This is a genomic window from Psychroflexus sp. MBR-150, assembly GCF_053628795.1.
This window is the reverse complement of record NZ_JBRJHB010000017.1, coordinates 15,620-32,792: the sequence shown is the minus strand read 5'-3', so window position 1 is coordinate 32,792 and position 17,173 is coordinate 15,620. Positions and strand designations below refer to the sequence as shown.

Genomic DNA, 17,173 nt, shown 5'->3' with positions numbered 1-17,173 from the left:
AAACCTTAAAATTTTGCAAAAACACAGCCATTAATGATACACATTGTTGGTAGTAGCGGTGGAGTAGGCGAGGTCTTTTGCAGAAAAATGTCCAAACCTCTCGCACCCATTTTTTTATAATCCACTACGGGTTTCTATTATCAAATCACTATATGATTGGTCTATCAGGTTGGCTTGGCCCAATTCAAAGAATTCAAAAAATTTATCACATTGTTGTTTCAACTCTTCTATTGTAAATTCTTCATTGCTATCTATGGCTTCAACTTCTAAAAAGGTTCCTAAATCTTCAACTAAATCAAAGTGAAATTTAACATTATTGATAAAATATATTTTTCGTTTTTTATCCACTATAACTTTGATGCCAAGCTGTTTTGTCAATATTTTTTTCAAAGCAACGTTGGGTTCATGTTGGTATAAAATAATTTTAGATTCTTTTGAACCTAAAATATCTTCTCTATCATAGTTTATCAATGAATTTTCAATATTGCCTTCTCTTAGTTTCAATCTACCGTGTTGAACATTAAAATATGTATCTATTTGGTGGTCAATACCTTTAAATTCTGGATTAAGTGTTAGTAACTTGTTTTCGTAAGTTTCAATTTTGTCTATTTTTGCCTTAAATTCAAAATTCTTAACGTTCATTTTTATTTTTTAAATATTTAAACCCTTCAGATTATATCATTCGGTATTACACATATTGACAAAGTTATATTTTTCTTTTTGGAAACATATTTAATTTTAGCGTAAGTTCAACTGATAAAATTTCGACATTTCACGAAGCGATGTGTTTTTAAACCACTAATTCATTGACTAATGCAAGCTTAATCAATGCATTAATAACAAAAAGTAGAATTTGAGATAAATATAATTTCTATTTATTGATTGAAGTTTTAAATTGCTGTGGTGTCATTAATTCTAATTTTTTAAACTGTCTGTTGAAATAGCTAATTGAATTAAAACCTGAATAAAAAGCAATATCTGAAATACACAAATCTTGTCGTTCTTTTATCAGTTTTTTAGAAAACCTGATTTTTTCAGAATTGATATAATCTACAGGTGAGATGCCTAAGGTGTTTTTGAAAGTTTTGTGAAAATGGGACTTACTCATATTAGCTATTTTGGCCAATTTTTCAACGCTAATGTCTTTATTGGTTAAGTTTTGCTTGATATATTTTATAACCGAACCTATTCTTGTATCTGATAACGTATTTTGCATATCACTGATCAATAAAGCTTTAGCCTTGGTTTGAAGCAATCTGACAATCAGTTCTTGAATCATCAAATCAAGCAACACATCTTTTGACTTGGTATTATGCATAAAAGTGTGAACCAAACGATTGATCAAATCATTTACATCGCTGTTATGGGTTAAATGATTTGACGTATCATTCAAAGACCACGAATTATTTTCATTTTCAACACTTACAATTGTGTTGAACCTATCAACAACTTCAGCAATTTTAGCGTCATCAATACCAAGAGCTAAGCACTGCGTTGGATTTTGATTTGAAGCTAAAGGAAAGTCGATAAGCATTTTTTGTCCACTTGGCATAACTACAGACTCACCAGGAAAGAAATCAAAACTCGGTATGCCGTCAATGTGCATAATTTTTTTTCCTGAAAGCATACTGGCTATAACAGGAAAATTAAATTTCAATTCAACTTTCTCGGCATATTCATGCGTCTCATAAATATTAAGCTCTGCAAAATCAGCACTATATACAGTTCTATTTTCTACTAAGGTAGTGAGTTTTCTTCGTTTTTTATGATAATTTAAAAGGCGTCCCATTTGATTTAAAAAAAAATTGCAGATTATAAATATAATAGAATTGTGCAATAAAATGATATTATTGTTCAATAAATAAACAAAATAATTCAATAAATTTAGAAAATAATAAAAAAACACAAAATCATGAGTTATTCTAAACCTAAATTTAAAGCCAGTTATGGCAACTTTATTAACGGTAAATTTGTTGAACCTCTCGGTGGAGAGTATTTTGAAAACACTTCACCTATAGACAAAAGTCTAATCGCAAAATATCCCCGATCTCAAAAAGAAGATGTAGATTTGGCTGTCGATGCCGCTAACAAAGCCAAAGAAGCTTGGGGCAAAACATCTGCTACAGAACGAGCAACATTGCTCAATAAAGTAGCAGATATTATTGATGACAACTTAGAGGAATTTGCAAGCGTAGAAACCTGCGATAACGGTAAACCCATTAGAGAAACATTAAATGCAGATGTTCCATTATCATCAGACCATTGGCGGTATTTTGCTTCAAGTATTAGAGCAGAAGAAGGAACTGCTTCAGAGTTAGACGAGCACACGCTATCATTGAATATCAAAGAACCCTTAGGTGTCGTTGGTCAAATTATTCCTTGGAATTTTCCACTCTTGATGCTGTCTTGGAAGTTGCCACCAGCTTTAGCTGCAGGAAATTGCGTTGTTCTAAAACCTGCCGAACAAACTCCATCTTCAGCAACTCTATTGATGGAAAAAATTGCAGATGTCTTCCCTGCTGGTGTTGTTAATGTTGTTCATGGCTTTGGACCAGAAGCTGGCAAACCTCTTGCTTCACACTCAAAAATTGACAAAGTCGCCTTTACTGGAGAAACAACAACAGGTCAACTCATCATTCAATATGCTTCCAAAAACATAAACCCTGTAACCGTTGAACTCGGTGGTAAATCGCCCAATGTATTTTTTAATTCTGTCATGGATGCTGATGACGATTTCTTAGACAAATGTATAGAAGGTGCCGTGCTTTTTGCCTTTAACCAAGGCGAAGTTTGCACTTGTCCTTCAAGAATCCTTGTTCAAGAAGATATCTATGATAAATTTATGGAACGCGTTGTTGAAAGAACTAAAGCCATTGTTCAAGGCAGCCCATACGATATTAATACACAAGTCGGTGCACAAGCTTCAAACGACCAATATGAAAAAATACTATCCTATCTAAAAATTGGTCAAGACGAAGGTGCCAAATTACTATGTGGTGGCGAAGCCAATAAAGAAGACGATTTGTCAAAAGGATTTTACATCAAACCTACAATTTTAGAAGGTCACAACAAAATGAGAGTTTTTCAAGAAGAAATCTTCGGTCCTGTAGTTTGTGTTACAAAATTTAAAGACGAAGCCGAAGCTATAGAAATCGCTAACGATACGCTATACGGTCTTGGTGCTGGCGTGTGGACCAGAGACGCTCACCAATTATATCAAATTCCAAGAGCCATCAAAGCCGGTAGAGTTTGGGTCAATTGCTATCACGCTTATCCAGCTCACGCTCCATTTGGTGGTTATAAAAAATCAGGCTTTGGTCGCGAAAATCACTTGATGATGCTCAACCACTATCGCCAAAACAAAAACATGTTAATCTCTTATGATAAAAACAAATTAGGTCTTTTTTAAATCAAAACTCCATAAAAGTAGGCTAAACTCAGCCTACTTTTTTTTTAATCTTAAACTTAAAATAAAACAAAGCAAGTAACTAAATATGAATTATATAATATAAATAAAAATAACAAATCTATACTAAAAATGAAACGCATAGACATCACACCCGAAGCTGCAAAAATTGTAGAAAAACTAAAAGCAAAACATGGCGACTTGATTTTTCACCAAAGTGGCGGATGTTGCGACGGCTCTTCACCTATGATTTTTGAAAAAGATGATATGTATCTCGACGAAAGTGATATTTATTTGGGTAAAATTGCAGACGTGCCATTTTATATGAATCAAGACCAATTTGAATATTGGAAACACACTTTTCTAACCATAGACATTACCGAAGGACGCGGTTCAAGCTTTTCATTAGAAATTCCATTAGGCTTAAGATTTATCATTCATTCTCGCCTTCTTAACAAAGAAGAACAAAACTTTTTTAACCAAACAGAACAATAAAATATTGACAAAACACATCTATATAATTTGGGCGTGCCTCCCGTCAAAAGCGGAATGTGGGATTTCCGTTGCAATCCCTCACGCAGGAGCAACAAGATTGATCAACCTAAAAAAAATAGAAAATAAGCAGGGTTTTAGTGTTTGCAAGCTTGTTAATCAAACCTATTTTCATAAAATCTTGCAGATTTAAATTCTAATTCTAATTAAAATTTTATTTTTAAGCATTGAAATACAACATTTACACAAAATAATAAACCATGAGCAATTACCATATCAAACACCTTGAAGAATATTATCAAGTTTACAGAAAGTCAATCAGAAATCCCGAAACATTTTGGGAAGAAATCGCTGAAGAACATTTTATGTGGCGCAAAAAATGGGATAAAGTCTTAGACTGGGATTTTTCTAAACCCGAAATCAAATGGTTTGAAGGTGCAAAACTCAACATCACCGAAAATTGTATAGACCGTCACCTCTACACAAAAGGCGATAAAACCGCCATACTTTTTGAGCCCAACAATCCCGATGAAGACGCTCAACATATTTCTTATAAAGAATTACACAAAAAAGTATGTCAAATGGCAAATGTCTTAAAATCAAAAGGCATTCAAAAAGGCGACCGCGTTTGTATATATCTTCCTATGATTCCAGAATTGGCCATTTCAATATTGGCTTGTGCACGAATTGGTGCTATTCACTCTGTAGTCTTTGCTGGATTTTCAGCCAATGCCTTAGCTACACGAATCAATGACTCTGAGTGCAAAATGCTCATCACCAGTGATGGTTTCTATCGCGGTCAAAAAATAATAGACCTAAAAGGCATTGTAGATGAAGCTCTTAAATCTTGCAGTTGCATAGAAAATGTGCTTGTCGTTAAACGGATTCAAACTGACTTCGATATGAAATCAGGACGTGACCATTGGCTTCAACCGCTTTTAGACCAAGCCGATACCAATTGCGAAGCTGAAATTATGGATGCTGAAGATCCGTTGTTTATCTTATACACATCAGGTTCAACAGGTCGTCCTAAAGGTATGGTTCACACCACAGCAGGTTATATGGTTTATACGGCCTATACGTTTAAAAATATATTTCAATACAGAGACAACGATGTCTATTGGTGTACCGCCGATATTGGTTGGATCACGGGTCATAGCTATACTGTTTATGGTCCATTGTGTAATGGTGCAACAACGGTGATGTTTGAAGGCGTTCCAAATTACCCTGATTTTGGTCGCTTTTGGGATATCATTGAAAAACATAAAGTCAATCAGTTTTACACCGCACCAACTGCCATCAGAGCTTTAGCCAAAGAAGGTGTTGAACACGTAGAAAATCACGATTTATCTTCTCTCAAAGTTCTTGGCACAGCAGGCGAGCCTATCAATGAAGAAGCTTGGCATTGGTATGATGATAATGTAGGGAAGAAAAAATCTCCTATTGTAGATACGTGGTGGCAAACTGAAACTGGTGGGATTATGATTTCGCCCATTCCGTTTGCAACACCAACCAAGCCGACTTATGCCACATTACCATTTATTGGCATTCAACCAGTTTTGATGGATGAAAGCGGAAAACCTGTGGAAGACAATCAAGTTGACGGGCGTTTGTGTATCAAATTCCCTTGGCCAAGCATAGCAAGAACCATTTGGGGCAATCATCAGCGTTATAAAGACACCTATTTTTCAGCTTTTAAAAATATGTATTTCTCAGGCGATGCAGCTTTTAGAGATGAAGTAGGCTATTACAGAATTACAGGTAGAGTAGATGATGTGATTATTGTTTCAGGACATAATTTAGGCACCGCACCGATTGAAGATGCCATCAACGAGCACCCAGCTGTGGTAGAAAGTGCTATTGTAGGTTTTCCTCACGAGGTCAAAGGCAATGCACTTTATGGCTATATCACGATGAAAGAAACTGGTGAGAGCAGAAATCAAGACAACGTTAGAAAAGAAATCAATCAAATCATTACCGAACAAATCGGGCCTATCGCCAAACTGGACAAAATTCAATTTACTAATGGTTTGCCCAAAACCCGAAGTGGAAAAATTATGCGTAGAATTTTAAGAAAAATCGCATCAAATGATATCAGTAATCTTGGCGATACCAGCACATTGCTAAATCCTGAAGTGGTTGATGAAATAATTAAAGGTAAACTATAAATTATTTAACGTGAGTTCAATTCAAATTCCAATAAAATATATTCATATAAAATACAGATATTTAATCATTTGTCATGTCGATAGAGCGAAGCATGAGCGATGAGACATCTCAGATGAGATTTCTCCTCATTCTTCGTTCGAAATGACAAAATTTGCTAACAAATATATGTAATCATCTGATTTACAGATTTCAATAAATCGAACTCACGTTATTTATGTCAATAGGTGGAAGCCTAAGTAAAATAGTCCAAAACAAACTAAAAACCAAAGACAAATTCTGCTGAACCATAGATAAATTGGTTTTAGCTTTTGGTTTTGTGGGAAATCATCAGTTGTAACTAATTTCAAATTTAGCCAAGCAATAATTGGCGAGGTTAGAAACGCTAAACCTGTTGCAAAATCTACAAACACCGTAAAACTATTAGAAAAAAAGTAGAGGAGACCTAAACTCAAAATTGAAATTAAAAATAAGAATAAAACATAACGGTATTTTGACTGTTTACTGGTTTTTAATTGCAATTTTGTATATTCATCAAATACTCTTGGATAGGCATCAGTAACGGCCAATGTGGTGCTAAACATCGCAAAAAATGCAGCTATTGCAATAATGGTTTTACTCCACTCACCAATACTATATTGGTACATTTCTATCAACTGACCCGAAAAACCAACAGCAGTTGTTGATAATTCTATTTCTCTACCAAAAAAAACTAAAACTCCAAGCAAGAAAAACAATAAGCCGATAAACGAAGCTGATAAATAACCAATATTAAAATCAATTAAACTGTTTTTAGTAGAATTATTTAGGTATTGTTTGTTTTTTTCTTTAGTCCAAATAGAATGCCAAACAGAAGCATCAACTGGAATCGGCATCCAACCCATAAATGCTATGATAAAGGCTATTGAACTGACTTGCCATAAATCGGGATGTGCATAACTAAAAAGCTTGGTGTTTTTTTCATTGTCAATTGCTAAAAAGACAGCGATTAAAGTCGCTATGGTCAATCCGCTAATCAACAATTTCATTAAACGGTCAATAGTTTTATAACGTCCAAGCCAAAGTATAATAATACAAACACTCAAAATGATACAAGACCAACCAAAAATGCTTATTCCTAATCGAAATAAATATTCGGCTAATCCAGCAGTTACCAAAGTTACTGCAGCTTGAGTAATAAAGGCACTACCTATGCTGACAAAAAAATACAATTGCAAAGCCCATTGGCCAATGCCTTTATAACCTTCAATTAAAGATTTGCCTGTTGCAGAAGTATATCGTGGTCCAAACTCCATAAATGGATATTTGGTTAAACAAGCAATGATTAAAGCTCCAATCAATACAAAACCGTATTCAGCACCAGCTCGGGTGGCTTGCACCAAATGAGAAACCCCGATTGCAGCTCCAGCCAACAAAAAACCTGGTCCGATGGATTTTACTAAAGATGTAAAAGACTGTTTCAAAATCAATTAAAATTTTGGATTGGTCATACATTCGATATTATCTATAAAAAAACGACTTGGATAGGTTACTATTGTTGAATTTTCTATGTTTTGAATTAGCTCATCTTTCAAAACAAATGTCTTTTCATAATTTGTTGCACTTATTTTTATCAATACGATTTCAGATTTGATCAATTCATCAAAAGCTTTTTGTGTTAAAATAAATTTCGCATAGTTCGATACCGTTGTGTATTCTGTCTCTTCATCATATAATTTGATTCCACAGATTTTTTCATCAACTTGAGAGATACTCACAATTGATCCATTTTTGAGTGAAAAGTTTAACCGAGAGCCTTTTTCAAAACAAATAGGTTCTAAGTCTTGAGCAGATGAATCTTTAGTGATTTCAATTTCTATAAAATATTGATTACCAGTTCTTATCAATGAAGCCAATACAATTCTGCCGTTAAGCGGGGTTTCATAAATATCTAAAGTGATTGGAAGTGATTTTAAATAAGCTTTGTTAGTCGTATTATCATAAGCCATTTCGCTATATTCACATTGCCCAAAAGAGAAAAGCGAAAAAGTGAATATAAACGCAAATAAGTAAACCTTTATCATCAGTTCTGAATTTTATCACAAATTAATACTATTTTTTGATTATTAAAATCTGAAGTAAAAAAAACATAACAATCTCCACCGTCTTTTATTTTGTATTTTGCTTTAATCTGTTCGGGTTTTAGTGGATAGTTTCTGCTACTAACATTAGCTTTTAGATTGGGAATATGCTTTTTTAAATCTTTCTGTTTTGGCGATATCATGGATTTAATCATAAATCGTCGTCCTGGAAAATCAACTAATTTATCACTTGTGAGTAAATGCGTGTTTTTAGCTAAAGCCGAAAGCTTAAATTGTGTTGATAATTCGCCAAATAAACCAGATTTCATAATGGCTGCATTAGGTTCGTATAAATAAGTTTTTGGCTCAGATATTTTTGGCAAACAATCTGATAAACTCAATGGACTTTGAAAATTGATTTGCTCGGTTTCAAGATTTACAGCTTTTAAAACAGGTGAACTTTCATCAGGGTTAAAATCTATTAAAAGCAAAATTTCTTTAACTTCATTTGTTATTGCAACAATATGTATTTCAGTTATTAAATTTATTTTACTTAAGCAATACTTCAAGTCGAGTAGAGGTGAGGTTTTTATTAAAACACGATTAGATTTTGACTGAAATAAACCTAAATATTCTAAAACATTAGGCGTGGAATCTTCAAGTTTAAATACTTTTTTTTGATGTTTATTTCGTCTTGAAGGATCGATATAAATCAAATCATATTTAGTTTTATTTTTTTTGAGAAATTCTATGCCATCGGTTTGGTGTAATTCAATATTTGAATTTAGGATTTCAAGATTATGGTTGGCATAATCAAAAGTTTTGGATTGCATTTCACAATAAGAAATCTGTTTTGTTTTTTGTGCAAAAGCCAAGGTGTCAATTCCCATTCCGCCAGTAATATCAATAACTTTATCATTAGTATTGATAAATTGAGCTTTATAGTTTGCGGCAATTTCAGAAGAAGATTGTTCTAAATTTAACTTTGGTGGATAAATAATTGTTTCGCAATCATAAAATTTAGGAAATTTAGCTTTAGCAACTTGCCGACCTTTAATTTGCTGTGCAATCTGCTGAATGCTAACAGACTTAAAAGGACTTCCTTTTAAAATTAATTCTGGAATATTATGATTTTCGTGTTGTTTTACAAAATCAATAATTTCAGGTTTTAAAAGATTTCGGTCGATACTCATAATTGCTGATTTACACATGCGTAAAGTGCAATAGCTGTGGCTTGGGCTACATTTATACTACTGTTGTGACCATACATATCAACATGAGTTGACTTATCGACAAGATTTAAAATAGACTCAGATACACCTGATTTTTCATTGCCTACTATTAAAGCAGTTTTAGAGTTAAATCTTATCTGAGGTAAGGCTATACTTTTATCACAATATTCTATAGCGACATTTTCATAATGCTCATTTTTAAGAATTTTGTGTAATGAAATGAAATCAGTATAAAACCCAATATCAAGATGTTGATGTGTATGTCGAGCAGTTTTTTTTAACCTATTAGATTTTAGAAAATCTTTATTGGTTTGGTGTATATACAATTTTGCAACACCAAAAGCATCAGCTATTCTGCAAAGATTTCCTAAATTGGCAGGCGATTTTAAAACATCACAAATTAAAATAATCGACAAATTGTGTTTTGCATTGGAAATATCTTTATGAGCCAATTGCTGCATTTTAAATCTTTAGTTTAAGAAAACGTATTTAATAATATTGGCGCCCATTTTTAAAGCTTTTTGACGCACTTCTTCAGGATCGTTGTGAACTTCAGGATCTTCCCAACCGTTGCCTAAATCACTTTCATAAGAAAATATCAATATCAATCTGCCTTCGTGGCTCAAACCGAACAATTGCGGTGGCTTTCCGTCGTGAACGTGTATTTTGGGTAATCCTTTTGGAAAACTGAATGCACTTGAAAATATGGGATGATTGGCTGGTATTTCTTCTAATGTTTTATCGGGAAATACGGTTTTAATGGCTTTTCTAAAATAAGGGTTTAAACCATAATTATCATCAACGTGAAGAAATCCGCCACTTAATAAATAGTTTCTGAGATTTTGTGCATCTTTTTCACTAAAGAATACATTGCCGTGACCTGTTAAATAAACGTAAGGATAGTTGAACAGTTCAGGCGAATCAGGTGTTACTGTGGGTATTTTTTCAGATATTGCGGTATTTATTTCTGTATTGCAAAACTTCACCAAATTGGGTAAAGCTGTAGGATTGCTATACCAATCGCCACCGCCTTTGTATTTTAGGACGGCTATTTGCTGTGAAGTAGATTTAAGGGATATCAGAAATATTAAGACAAAAAAAACTCTAATCATATTTTAAATTTGAATTCAAATTTAAGCATTTAATAGCGTTAAATAAATACCAAGTGTTTTAAATAACACGAATTTAGAAACAAGTTTTTTAATTGATTTTAAAAAAAATGCATACAGGTTTAATTTTCTTCAATCTTTTAGCATTAAAATATTAATTTAGCAACCCAAGATTAAAAACAGTTTATGTCAAATACTCATTATATTGATTATGAAACACTTACTATAAATAAAGTAGAACAAATTATAAAAAAAGATGTTCAACTTAAATTAAGTGATAAAGCAAGACAAAATATCATAAAGTGTAGAGCGTATCTCGATAAAAAACAAGATCAATCCACATATCCAATGTACGGTATCAATACGGGTTTTGGATCATTATGTAATGTAAAAATACCAAAGGATCAACTAGCTCAACTTCAAGAAAATTTAGTGCTGTCTCACGCTTGTGGCACTGGCAAAAGAGTATCAAAAAAGATTGTGCGTTTGATGTTGTTTTTAAAAATTCAATCTTTAAGTTATGGTTATTCTGGTGTAAGTATAGAATTAGTTGAAACCCTTATAGACCTATATAACCATAAGGTTTGCCCGTTGGTATTTGAGCAAGGTTCGTTAGGAGCTTCAGGAGATTTGGCTCCTTTAGCCCATCTGTCTTTGGTTTTGTTGGGTCAAGGCAAAGTAGAATACAAAGGCAAAGTTGAAGATAGTGCAAAAGTTTTAAAGCAAATCAACCTTAAACCGCTCAAACTAAAATCAAAAGAAGGATTGGCTTTACTCAACGGTACACAATTTATGAGTGCACATGGATTATGGGCTTTAATTCAAAGTCGCTATATTTTAGGTTTTGCCGATTTGATTGGGGCTATGTCCACAGATGCTTTTAATTGCAATTTGTCACCATTTGACGATTTGGTACATCAAGTCAGACCACATGAAGGACAACGTCAAACTGCAAAACAAATTTTAAAGTATTTAAGCGATAGCCAAATTGCCCATACCAAAAAAGATAATGTTCAAGACCCATATTCTTTTCGCTGTATTCCACAAGTTCATGGTGCTACAAAAGATGCATTAAAATATGTTTCTCAAACTTTCACAACCGAACTTAACGGAGTAACAGACAATCCCAATATTTTTGTAGAAGCAGACCAAGTGATTTCAGGTGGCAATTTTCACGGTCAACCGCTTGCTATTGCTTTAGATGTCATGGCTATTTCACTTGCAGAAATTGGCAACATATCAGAAAGGCGTATATATCAATTGGTTTCTGGCTCTCGAGGTTTGCCAAATTTTCTAATAGATAATTCTGGACTCAACAGTGGATTTATGATTCCTCAATACACAGCTGCCAGTATTGTGAGCCAAAATAAACAACTCTGTACACCAGCTTCGGTTGACTCTATTGTATCTTCAAATGGTCAAGAAGATCATGTGAGTATGGGTGCTAACGCGGCGACAAAACTTGTGAGCATTGTCAAAAACATACAAACAATTTTAGCTATTGAATTGTTAAATGCAAGTCAAGCCTTATATTTTAGACAACCTTTAAAAAGCTCTAAGACCATTGAAGCCTTTTTAAAGTTGTATAGAGAGGAAGTTCCAATAATTAAAAACGATAAACTGATGTCTGATGAAATTGAGAAAACACGCCAATTTTTATCCACAAAACAAGCCCGAGCGTTTTTAGATTTTTAAACTTTCAAAGTCAATTTTAGTCATACAGTTTGATTTGATAAATATGCACACCTGCAGGAAGTCTTGAGAATTAGAGATATAATTGGATTAACAGTTTACAAAATCAATCAAAAAAGGCTTTTAGGATAGCTTAAACTTTAGTGATTAAAGATTAAAAAAAATACTATTTTTGCAAAATATTAAATTTTCGGGATGTAGCTTAGTCCGGTTAAAGTGCACGTCTGGGGGGCGTGAGATCAGAGGTTCGAATCCTCTCATCCCGACTTTTTTCTTTTAATTTCTTTTAAGATTTTTGCGACAGGTTCTACGGCTTATGTTCACTATATTTGCAGAGTAAACAAAAATTATGATAGTAGATTTTAACGAACTTTCAGATGCCTCTCGGGTATGGATTTATCAATGCAATAGAAGTTTTACCGATGAAGAAATCCAACAAATTTCAAAAGATATAGAAACATTTTTACAATCTTGGGTAGCTCACGGTCAAGAACTAAAAACATCTTATCTTATCAAATACAAGCGTTTTATCGTCATTAGTGTTGATGAAAGTCAGTCTTCAGCTTCGGGTTGTTCTATAGATAATTTAGTGAGATTTGTGCAAGGATTAGAACAAGAATATAATGTAGATTTGTTAGATAAAATGAATGTTTCTTACAAACATGGCAAGCATATTGCATTCAAACCACTTTTGGATTTCAAAAAAATGGTCAAACAACGTGCAGTAAATGCTAATACCATTGTTTTTAATAATTTAGTTGCCACTAAACAAGAATTTGAAGATTATTGGGAAGTTCCATTAAAAGATAGTTGGCAAGCTAGATTTCTCTAAAATATAAACATTGATGAAATATTTTTATAGCTTAATCATAATTTTTTTATGTTCAAAAATTTTTTCTCAATCTTATTCGTATCAACCTTTACAATCAAAAGACAGCTTAGCCCAACAACAATGGGTAGATAGTTTATACCATGCTATGAACCTTGACGAAAAAATAGGTCAACTGTTTATGGTTGATGTTTTTTCTAGAAATCCAAGAGCTGATATAGAAAAACTTATTACAAAATACCATATCGGTGGTATTATTTTTTCTAAAGGTAGTCCGATGCAGCAAGCTGATTTGACTAATAAATATCAAAAGTTAAGCAAAACCCCTTTGATGATTGCTATGGATGCCGAATGGGGTTTGGCTATGCGGTTAGATTCTACCTATGCTTTTCCTTGGAATATGACTTTAGGTGCCATAAAAGACACTAACACCGTTAAAGATGTTGCACGCCAAATTGCAAAACACAACAAACGCTTAGGCGTTCACATCAATTTTGCCCCAGTTGTGGATATTAATACAAACCGCAATAACCCGATTATCGGTAATCGATCCTTTGGTGAAAACAAATATAACGTTACCAAAAAAGCAAAACTATTTGTTGAAGCTTTTGATGAAGTTGGTATATTATCCAGTGCAAAACATTTTCCAGGACATGGCGACACCGATAAAGATTCTCATAAAACTTTACCATCAATTCACTTTTCAAAACAACGTTTAGAAAGTGTAGAATTATTTCCTTTCAAACAACTTGTCAACAGTAGTTTGAGTAGTATTATGGTGGCTCATCTAAACGTTCCAGCTTTAGAGCCACAACAAAATTTACCAACTTCGCTTTCCAGAAATGTAGTCACAGGTTTAATCAAAGAAAAACTGGGTTTTGAAGGTTTGATTTTTACCGATGCTTTAAATATGAAAGGTGTTGCCGATTTTGAAGAACCTGGCGAAATTGATTTACAAGCATTTTTGGCAGGCAATGATATTCTTTTAATATCTGAAAATGTGCCTTTGGCTATAAAAAAAATAAAAAAAGCTTATAAAAAAGAATACATAACCGAAGACAGATTAGCCTATTCAGTCAAAAAAATATTATACGCCAAATACAAAGCGGGTTTATCAGAATACAAACCTATTGATACTCAAAATTTAGTCGAGAATTTGAATACTCAAAAAAACGACGCCATTTATATGAAAGCGATTGCTGATGCTATTACTGTTGTAAAAAATAATGCTAATGTTTTGCCTTTTAAACACTTAGACACAGAACAGATAGCTTATCTCAAAATGGGAAAAGCCAGCAATCAACATTTTATAGAGGTTCTAAACCTATACGACCAAGTTGATACCATAGATTCAGGTTTACTTTTAAGTGATAAAATTGAACAATTAAAAGCTTATGATAAGCTGATTATCGGGCATCATTCTTCTAATGAAACGCCATGGAAATCTTATAAGTTTACAGAAAAAGAACTGGTGGCTATACATGAAATCAGTTTGCAAATTCCAGTCATATTGGTCAATTTTGCAAGTCCGTATGCTATAAGCGATATCAAAAGCACGGTGAACATAAAAGGTATTGTGCAAGCTTATCAAAATTCTGATTTGGCACAATCGGCGGTGGCTCAAATTTTGTATGGAGCAAGACCAGCTCGAGGTAAATTACCTGTAAGTATCAATAAAATATATCCTGAAGGTTCGGGTTATCGTTATAGTTCTATACACAGATTAGCCTATGGTTTTGCACAAAATCAAGGGATGAATCCCAACTATGAAGCCAAGATAGATTCAATAGTCAGATATGCCATCGCACAAAAAATGACGCCAGGTGCTCAAATATTAATTGCTAAAAATGGCGTGAGTATTTATCAAAAAAACTTTGGCTATCACACCTATCAAAACAAAGTTAAAGTCAAAGATAATGATGTTTACGATTTAGCATCATTGACCAAAATATTGTCAACTTTGCCTTTGTTTATGCGTTTAGAAGAAGAAGGAAAAGTAGATATAAATGACAGTTTATATCAACATATTCCCGAACTTTTAAATACCGATAAAGCATTTATCGATTTCAAACATATGCTTTCTCACTATGCTAGATTTCAATCTTGGATACCGTTTTATTTAGAAACCATAGAACACCCAGAAATTTATTATAAAAACAAATTAGATTTAGAATTTTCAACTCAAGTGGCTGAGAATTTTTATGTAAGAAATGATTACCGCGATAGCATTTATACAAAAATTTTTGAAAGTGAATTACGCCCAAAATTAGAATACAAATACAGCGATTTACCATTTTATTTATTACAAAAAATAATAGAAAACTACAACAACGAAAGTCTAAAACGATCAATAGAAGACAAGTTTTATAGTAAAATGGGCATAAATAAAATGCGGTATTTACCATTAAAACATTTCAATAAAGATCAAATTATACCAACAGAAAACGACACCGTGTGGCGAAAACAACTCCTTAAAGGTTATGTTCACGATCAAGGAGCAGCCCTTTTGGGTGGCATTGGTGGTCACGCAGGATTGTTTGCCAATGCCAATGCCGTAGCCAAATTTATGCAGATGTATATTAATGGAGGAACTTATGGCGATGCTCAACTGTTAAAACCTTCTACCATAGACAGGTTCAATACTTGTTATTTTTGTGAAGATGATGTGAGAAGAGGTGTAGGTTTTGACAAGCCCCAATTGGATGAAATTGGACCAACATGTGGCTGTTTGTCAATGACAAGTTTTGGTCATAGTGGTTTTACAGGAACCTATGCTTGGGCAGATCCCGAAGAAGATATCGTCTATGTTTTTCTATCCAATCGCGTTCATCCTGATATGACTAATAGAAAATTAATTTCAGAAAATATCAGAACTGAAATTCAAAAAATTATCTATGAAAATATAAATAAACCATAATTTTGGATTTCCTTAAGACCAATACCTTAGAATTAGATTTATCTTAGTGCAAAAATTTATAAATGAAAATTGCAATTGTTTGCTATCCAACTTTCGGCGGAAGTGGAGTAGTGGCTACCGAATTGGGTATTGGCTTATCCAACAGAGGACATGAAGTCCATTTTATTACCTACAAACAACCCGTAAGGTTAAAATATTTGTCAGCTAACATTCACTTTCATGAAGTTTCTGTACCTGAATATCCTTTATTTCACTATCAACCATATGAATTGGCATTGTCAACAAAACTGGTCAACACCATAAAAAAATACAATATTGATATTTTGCATGTGCATTATGCTATCCCGCATGCTTATGCTGGCTATATGGCCAAACAGATGCTGAAAGAAGATGACTATGAAATTCCTATGATGACCACGCTTCACGGCACTGACATAACTTTAGTTGGAAGTCATAATTTTTATAAAGGAGCCGTCAACTTTAGTATCAACAAAAGCGACTGTGTAACTTCGGTTTCAAACAGTTTAAAAGAAGATACTTTAAGAATATTTGATATAAGAAAAGATATTCATGTCATTCCAAATTTTATTGATTTTGATAATCTCATTAACAATGTTGAGGATTGCCAAAGACATACTATGGCAGATGATGATGAAATGATAATCACGCATGTCAGTAATCTTAGATCTGTAAAACGTTTGGGAGATGTCATAAAAATATTTGCCAAAATATCAGAGCATCAAAAAGCAAAACTCATCGTAATAGGCGATGGTCCAGATCGTGATAACGCGGTAAATATTGCTATGGAACTCGGTGTGAGAGAGCAAGTTATTTTTATGGGAAAAAGCAATGACATAGAAAAAATTCTTTGCTTTTCTGATCTTTTCATTTTGCCATCAGAAAAAGAAAGCTTTGGTTTGGCTGCACTTGAAGCTATGGCTCACGGCGTTCCTGTAATTTCGACTAACACTGGTGGTTTGCCTGAAGTCAATATCCACGGATTATCGGGATATTTAAGCGATGTTGGCAATGTTGAAGAAATGGCTGATAATGCTTTAAAAATTTTAAAAAACCCTGAAACACATCAAACCTTTAAAGAAGCTGCAAAAAAACGTGCCAAAGAATTTGATATCAAAAATGTCATCAAATCTTATGAAACACTTTATCAATCTATGTTAGTTGCCAATAATGTCGAAAAACAATAAAAAGTTTCTATTTATTGCGTGCTAAGCATTGCTATTTGTCAGTTGGTTGTAATCCCTTTATGAAA

The 17,173-nt window shown here is 33.3% G+C and carries 14 protein-coding genes and 1 tRNA gene; 8 read left to right on the top strand and 7 right to left on the bottom strand.

Features of this window, described 5'->3' with window-relative positions; genetic code table 11:
• Nucleotides 1-114: 114 nt before the first annotated feature.
• Entirely contained in the window at nt 115-642 is a 528-nt protein-coding gene (locus ACSSV5_RS09785) for a class IV adenylate cyclase (RefSeq protein WP_454245727.1), read from the bottom strand.
• Between the two features lie 229 nt (nt 643-871).
• The gene (locus ACSSV5_RS09780) at nt 872-1,789 is read right to left on the bottom strand and encodes an AraC family transcriptional regulator (protein ID WP_454245726.1); all 918 of its coding nucleotides are present in this window, start codon (nt 1,787-1,789) and stop codon (nt 872-874) included.
• A gap of 123 nt (nt 1,790-1,912) precedes the next feature.
• Here ACSSV5_RS09780 and ACSSV5_RS09775 point away from each other — a divergent pair, with 123 nt between their 5' ends.
• The 3 genes from ACSSV5_RS09775 to acs all read left to right on the top strand — a co-directional run bounded on the left by ACSSV5_RS09775 (nt 1,913) and on the right by acs (nt 6,066).
• Complete coding sequence (locus ACSSV5_RS09775; protein ID WP_454245725.1) at nt 1,913-3,409, top strand: aldehyde dehydrogenase family protein; 1,497 nt, start codon at nt 1,913-1,915, stop codon at nt 3,407-3,409.
• Nucleotides 3,410-3,538: 129 nt separating this feature from the next.
• On the top strand, nt 3,539-3,901 hold the full coding sequence (locus ACSSV5_RS09770) for a DUF779 domain-containing protein (RefSeq protein WP_454245724.1): 363 nt from the start codon (nt 3,539-3,541) through the stop codon (nt 3,899-3,901).
• A gap of 257 nt (nt 3,902-4,158) precedes the next feature.
• On the top strand, nt 4,159-6,066 hold the full coding sequence (gene acs / locus ACSSV5_RS09765; RefSeq protein ID WP_454245723.1) for an acetate--CoA ligase: 1,908 nt from the start codon (nt 4,159-4,161) through the stop codon (nt 6,064-6,066).
• Between the two features lie 213 nt (nt 6,067-6,279).
• Here acs and ACSSV5_RS09760 read toward each other — a convergent pair whose 3' ends face one another.
• The 5 genes from ACSSV5_RS09760 to ACSSV5_RS09740 are packed head-to-tail and all read right to left on the bottom strand — an operon-like array spanning nt 6,280 to nt 10,468.
• Nucleotides 6,280-7,527, bottom strand: a complete 1,248-nt coding sequence (locus ACSSV5_RS09760) for an Nramp family divalent metal transporter (RefSeq protein WP_454245722.1) — start codon at nt 7,525-7,527, stop codon at nt 6,280-6,282.
• Between the two features lie 6 nt (nt 7,528-7,533).
• Nucleotides 7,534-8,127: a hypothetical protein gene (locus ACSSV5_RS09755; protein ID WP_211066340.1), complete on the bottom strand. Its 594-nt coding sequence runs from the start codon at nt 8,125-8,127 to the stop codon at nt 7,534-7,536.
• Nucleotides 8,127-9,317, bottom strand: coding sequence for a class I SAM-dependent methyltransferase (locus ACSSV5_RS09750; RefSeq protein ID WP_454245721.1), 1,191 nt, complete (start codon nt 9,315-9,317; stop codon nt 8,127-8,129). Before ACSSV5_RS09750 ends, ACSSV5_RS09755 begins: the two co-directional genes overlap by 1 nt.
• On the bottom strand, nt 9,314-9,808 hold the full coding sequence (locus ACSSV5_RS09745) for a TrmH family RNA methyltransferase (RefSeq protein ID WP_454245720.1): 495 nt from the start codon (nt 9,806-9,808) through the stop codon (nt 9,314-9,316). Before ACSSV5_RS09745 ends, ACSSV5_RS09750 begins: the two co-directional genes overlap by 4 nt.
• A gap of 18 nt (nt 9,809-9,826) precedes the next feature.
• Entirely contained in the window at nt 9,827-10,468 is a 642-nt protein-coding gene (locus ACSSV5_RS09740) for a DUF4159 domain-containing protein (RefSeq protein WP_454245719.1), read from the bottom strand.
• A gap of 183 nt (nt 10,469-10,651) precedes the next feature.
• Here ACSSV5_RS09740 and hutH point away from each other — a divergent pair, with 183 nt between their 5' ends.
• The 5 genes from hutH (at nt 10,652) to bshA (ending at nt 17,108) form a co-directional block, all read left to right on the top strand.
• Nucleotides 10,652-12,160 carry a histidine ammonia-lyase gene (gene hutH, locus ACSSV5_RS09735; protein ID WP_454245718.1) on the top strand — a complete coding sequence of 503 codons (1,509 nt, stop codon included), beginning with the start codon at nt 10,652-10,654 and terminating at the stop codon, nt 12,158-12,160.
• A 188-nt stretch (nt 12,161-12,348) separates the two neighbouring features.
• A tRNA-Pro gene (locus ACSSV5_RS09730) sits at nt 12,349-12,423 on the top strand.
• An 83-nt stretch (nt 12,424-12,506) separates the two neighbouring features.
• Nucleotides 12,507-12,989 (top strand): ABC transporter ATPase, encoded by a 483-nt coding sequence (locus ACSSV5_RS09725; protein ID WP_454245717.1) that lies wholly within the window; start codon nt 12,507-12,509, stop codon nt 12,987-12,989.
• A 13-nt stretch (nt 12,990-13,002) separates the two neighbouring features.
• Nucleotides 13,003-15,903 carry a glycoside hydrolase family 3 N-terminal domain-containing protein gene (locus ACSSV5_RS09720; protein WP_454245716.1) on the top strand — a complete coding sequence of 967 codons (2,901 nt, stop codon included), beginning with the start codon at nt 13,003-13,005 and terminating at the stop codon, nt 15,901-15,903.
• A 62-nt stretch (nt 15,904-15,965) separates the two neighbouring features.
• Nucleotides 15,966-17,108 (top strand): N-acetyl-alpha-D-glucosaminyl L-malate synthase BshA, encoded by a 1,143-nt coding sequence (bshA, locus tag ACSSV5_RS09715; RefSeq protein WP_454245715.1) that lies wholly within the window; start codon nt 15,966-15,968, stop codon nt 17,106-17,108.
• Nucleotides 17,109-17,173: the final 65 nt, after the last annotated feature.

What these genes read in the sequence shown, in the direction of transcription:
- ACSSV5_RS09750 (WP_454245721.1), bottom strand. Translation starts at nt 9,317, where the DNA reads ATGAGTATCGACCGAAATCTTTTAAAACCTGAAATTATTGATTTTGTA.
- ACSSV5_RS09770 (WP_454245724.1), top strand. Translation starts at nt 3,539, where the DNA reads ATGAAACGCATAGACATCACACCCGAAGCTGCAAAAATTGTAGAAAAA.
- hutH (WP_454245718.1), top strand. Translation starts at nt 10,652, where the DNA reads ATGTCAAATACTCATTATATTGATTATGAAACACTTACTATAAATAAA.
- bshA (WP_454245715.1), top strand. Translation starts at nt 15,966, where the DNA reads ATGAAAATTGCAATTGTTTGCTATCCAACTTTCGGCGGAAGTGGAGTA.
- ACSSV5_RS09740 (WP_454245719.1), bottom strand. Translation starts at nt 10,468, where the DNA reads ATGATTAGAGTTTTTTTTGTCTTAATATTTCTGATATCCCTTAAATCT.
- ACSSV5_RS09725 (WP_454245717.1), top strand. Translation starts at nt 12,507, where the DNA reads ATGATAGTAGATTTTAACGAACTTTCAGATGCCTCTCGGGTATGGATT.
- ACSSV5_RS09775 (WP_454245725.1), top strand. Translation starts at nt 1,913, where the DNA reads ATGAGTTATTCTAAACCTAAATTTAAAGCCAGTTATGGCAACTTTATT.
- ACSSV5_RS09720 (WP_454245716.1), top strand. Translation starts at nt 13,003, where the DNA reads ATGAAATATTTTTATAGCTTAATCATAATTTTTTTATGTTCAAAAATT.
- ACSSV5_RS09785 (WP_454245727.1), bottom strand. Translation starts at nt 642, where the DNA reads ATGAACGTTAAGAATTTTGAATTTAAGGCAAAAATAGACAAAATTGAA.
- ACSSV5_RS09755 (WP_211066340.1), bottom strand. Translation starts at nt 8,127, where the DNA reads ATGATAAAGGTTTACTTATTTGCGTTTATATTCACTTTTTCGCTTTTC.
- ACSSV5_RS09780 (WP_454245726.1), bottom strand. Translation starts at nt 1,789, where the DNA reads ATGGGACGCCTTTTAAATTATCATAAAAAACGAAGAAAACTCACTACC.
- acs (WP_454245723.1), top strand. Translation starts at nt 4,159, where the DNA reads ATGAGCAATTACCATATCAAACACCTTGAAGAATATTATCAAGTTTAC.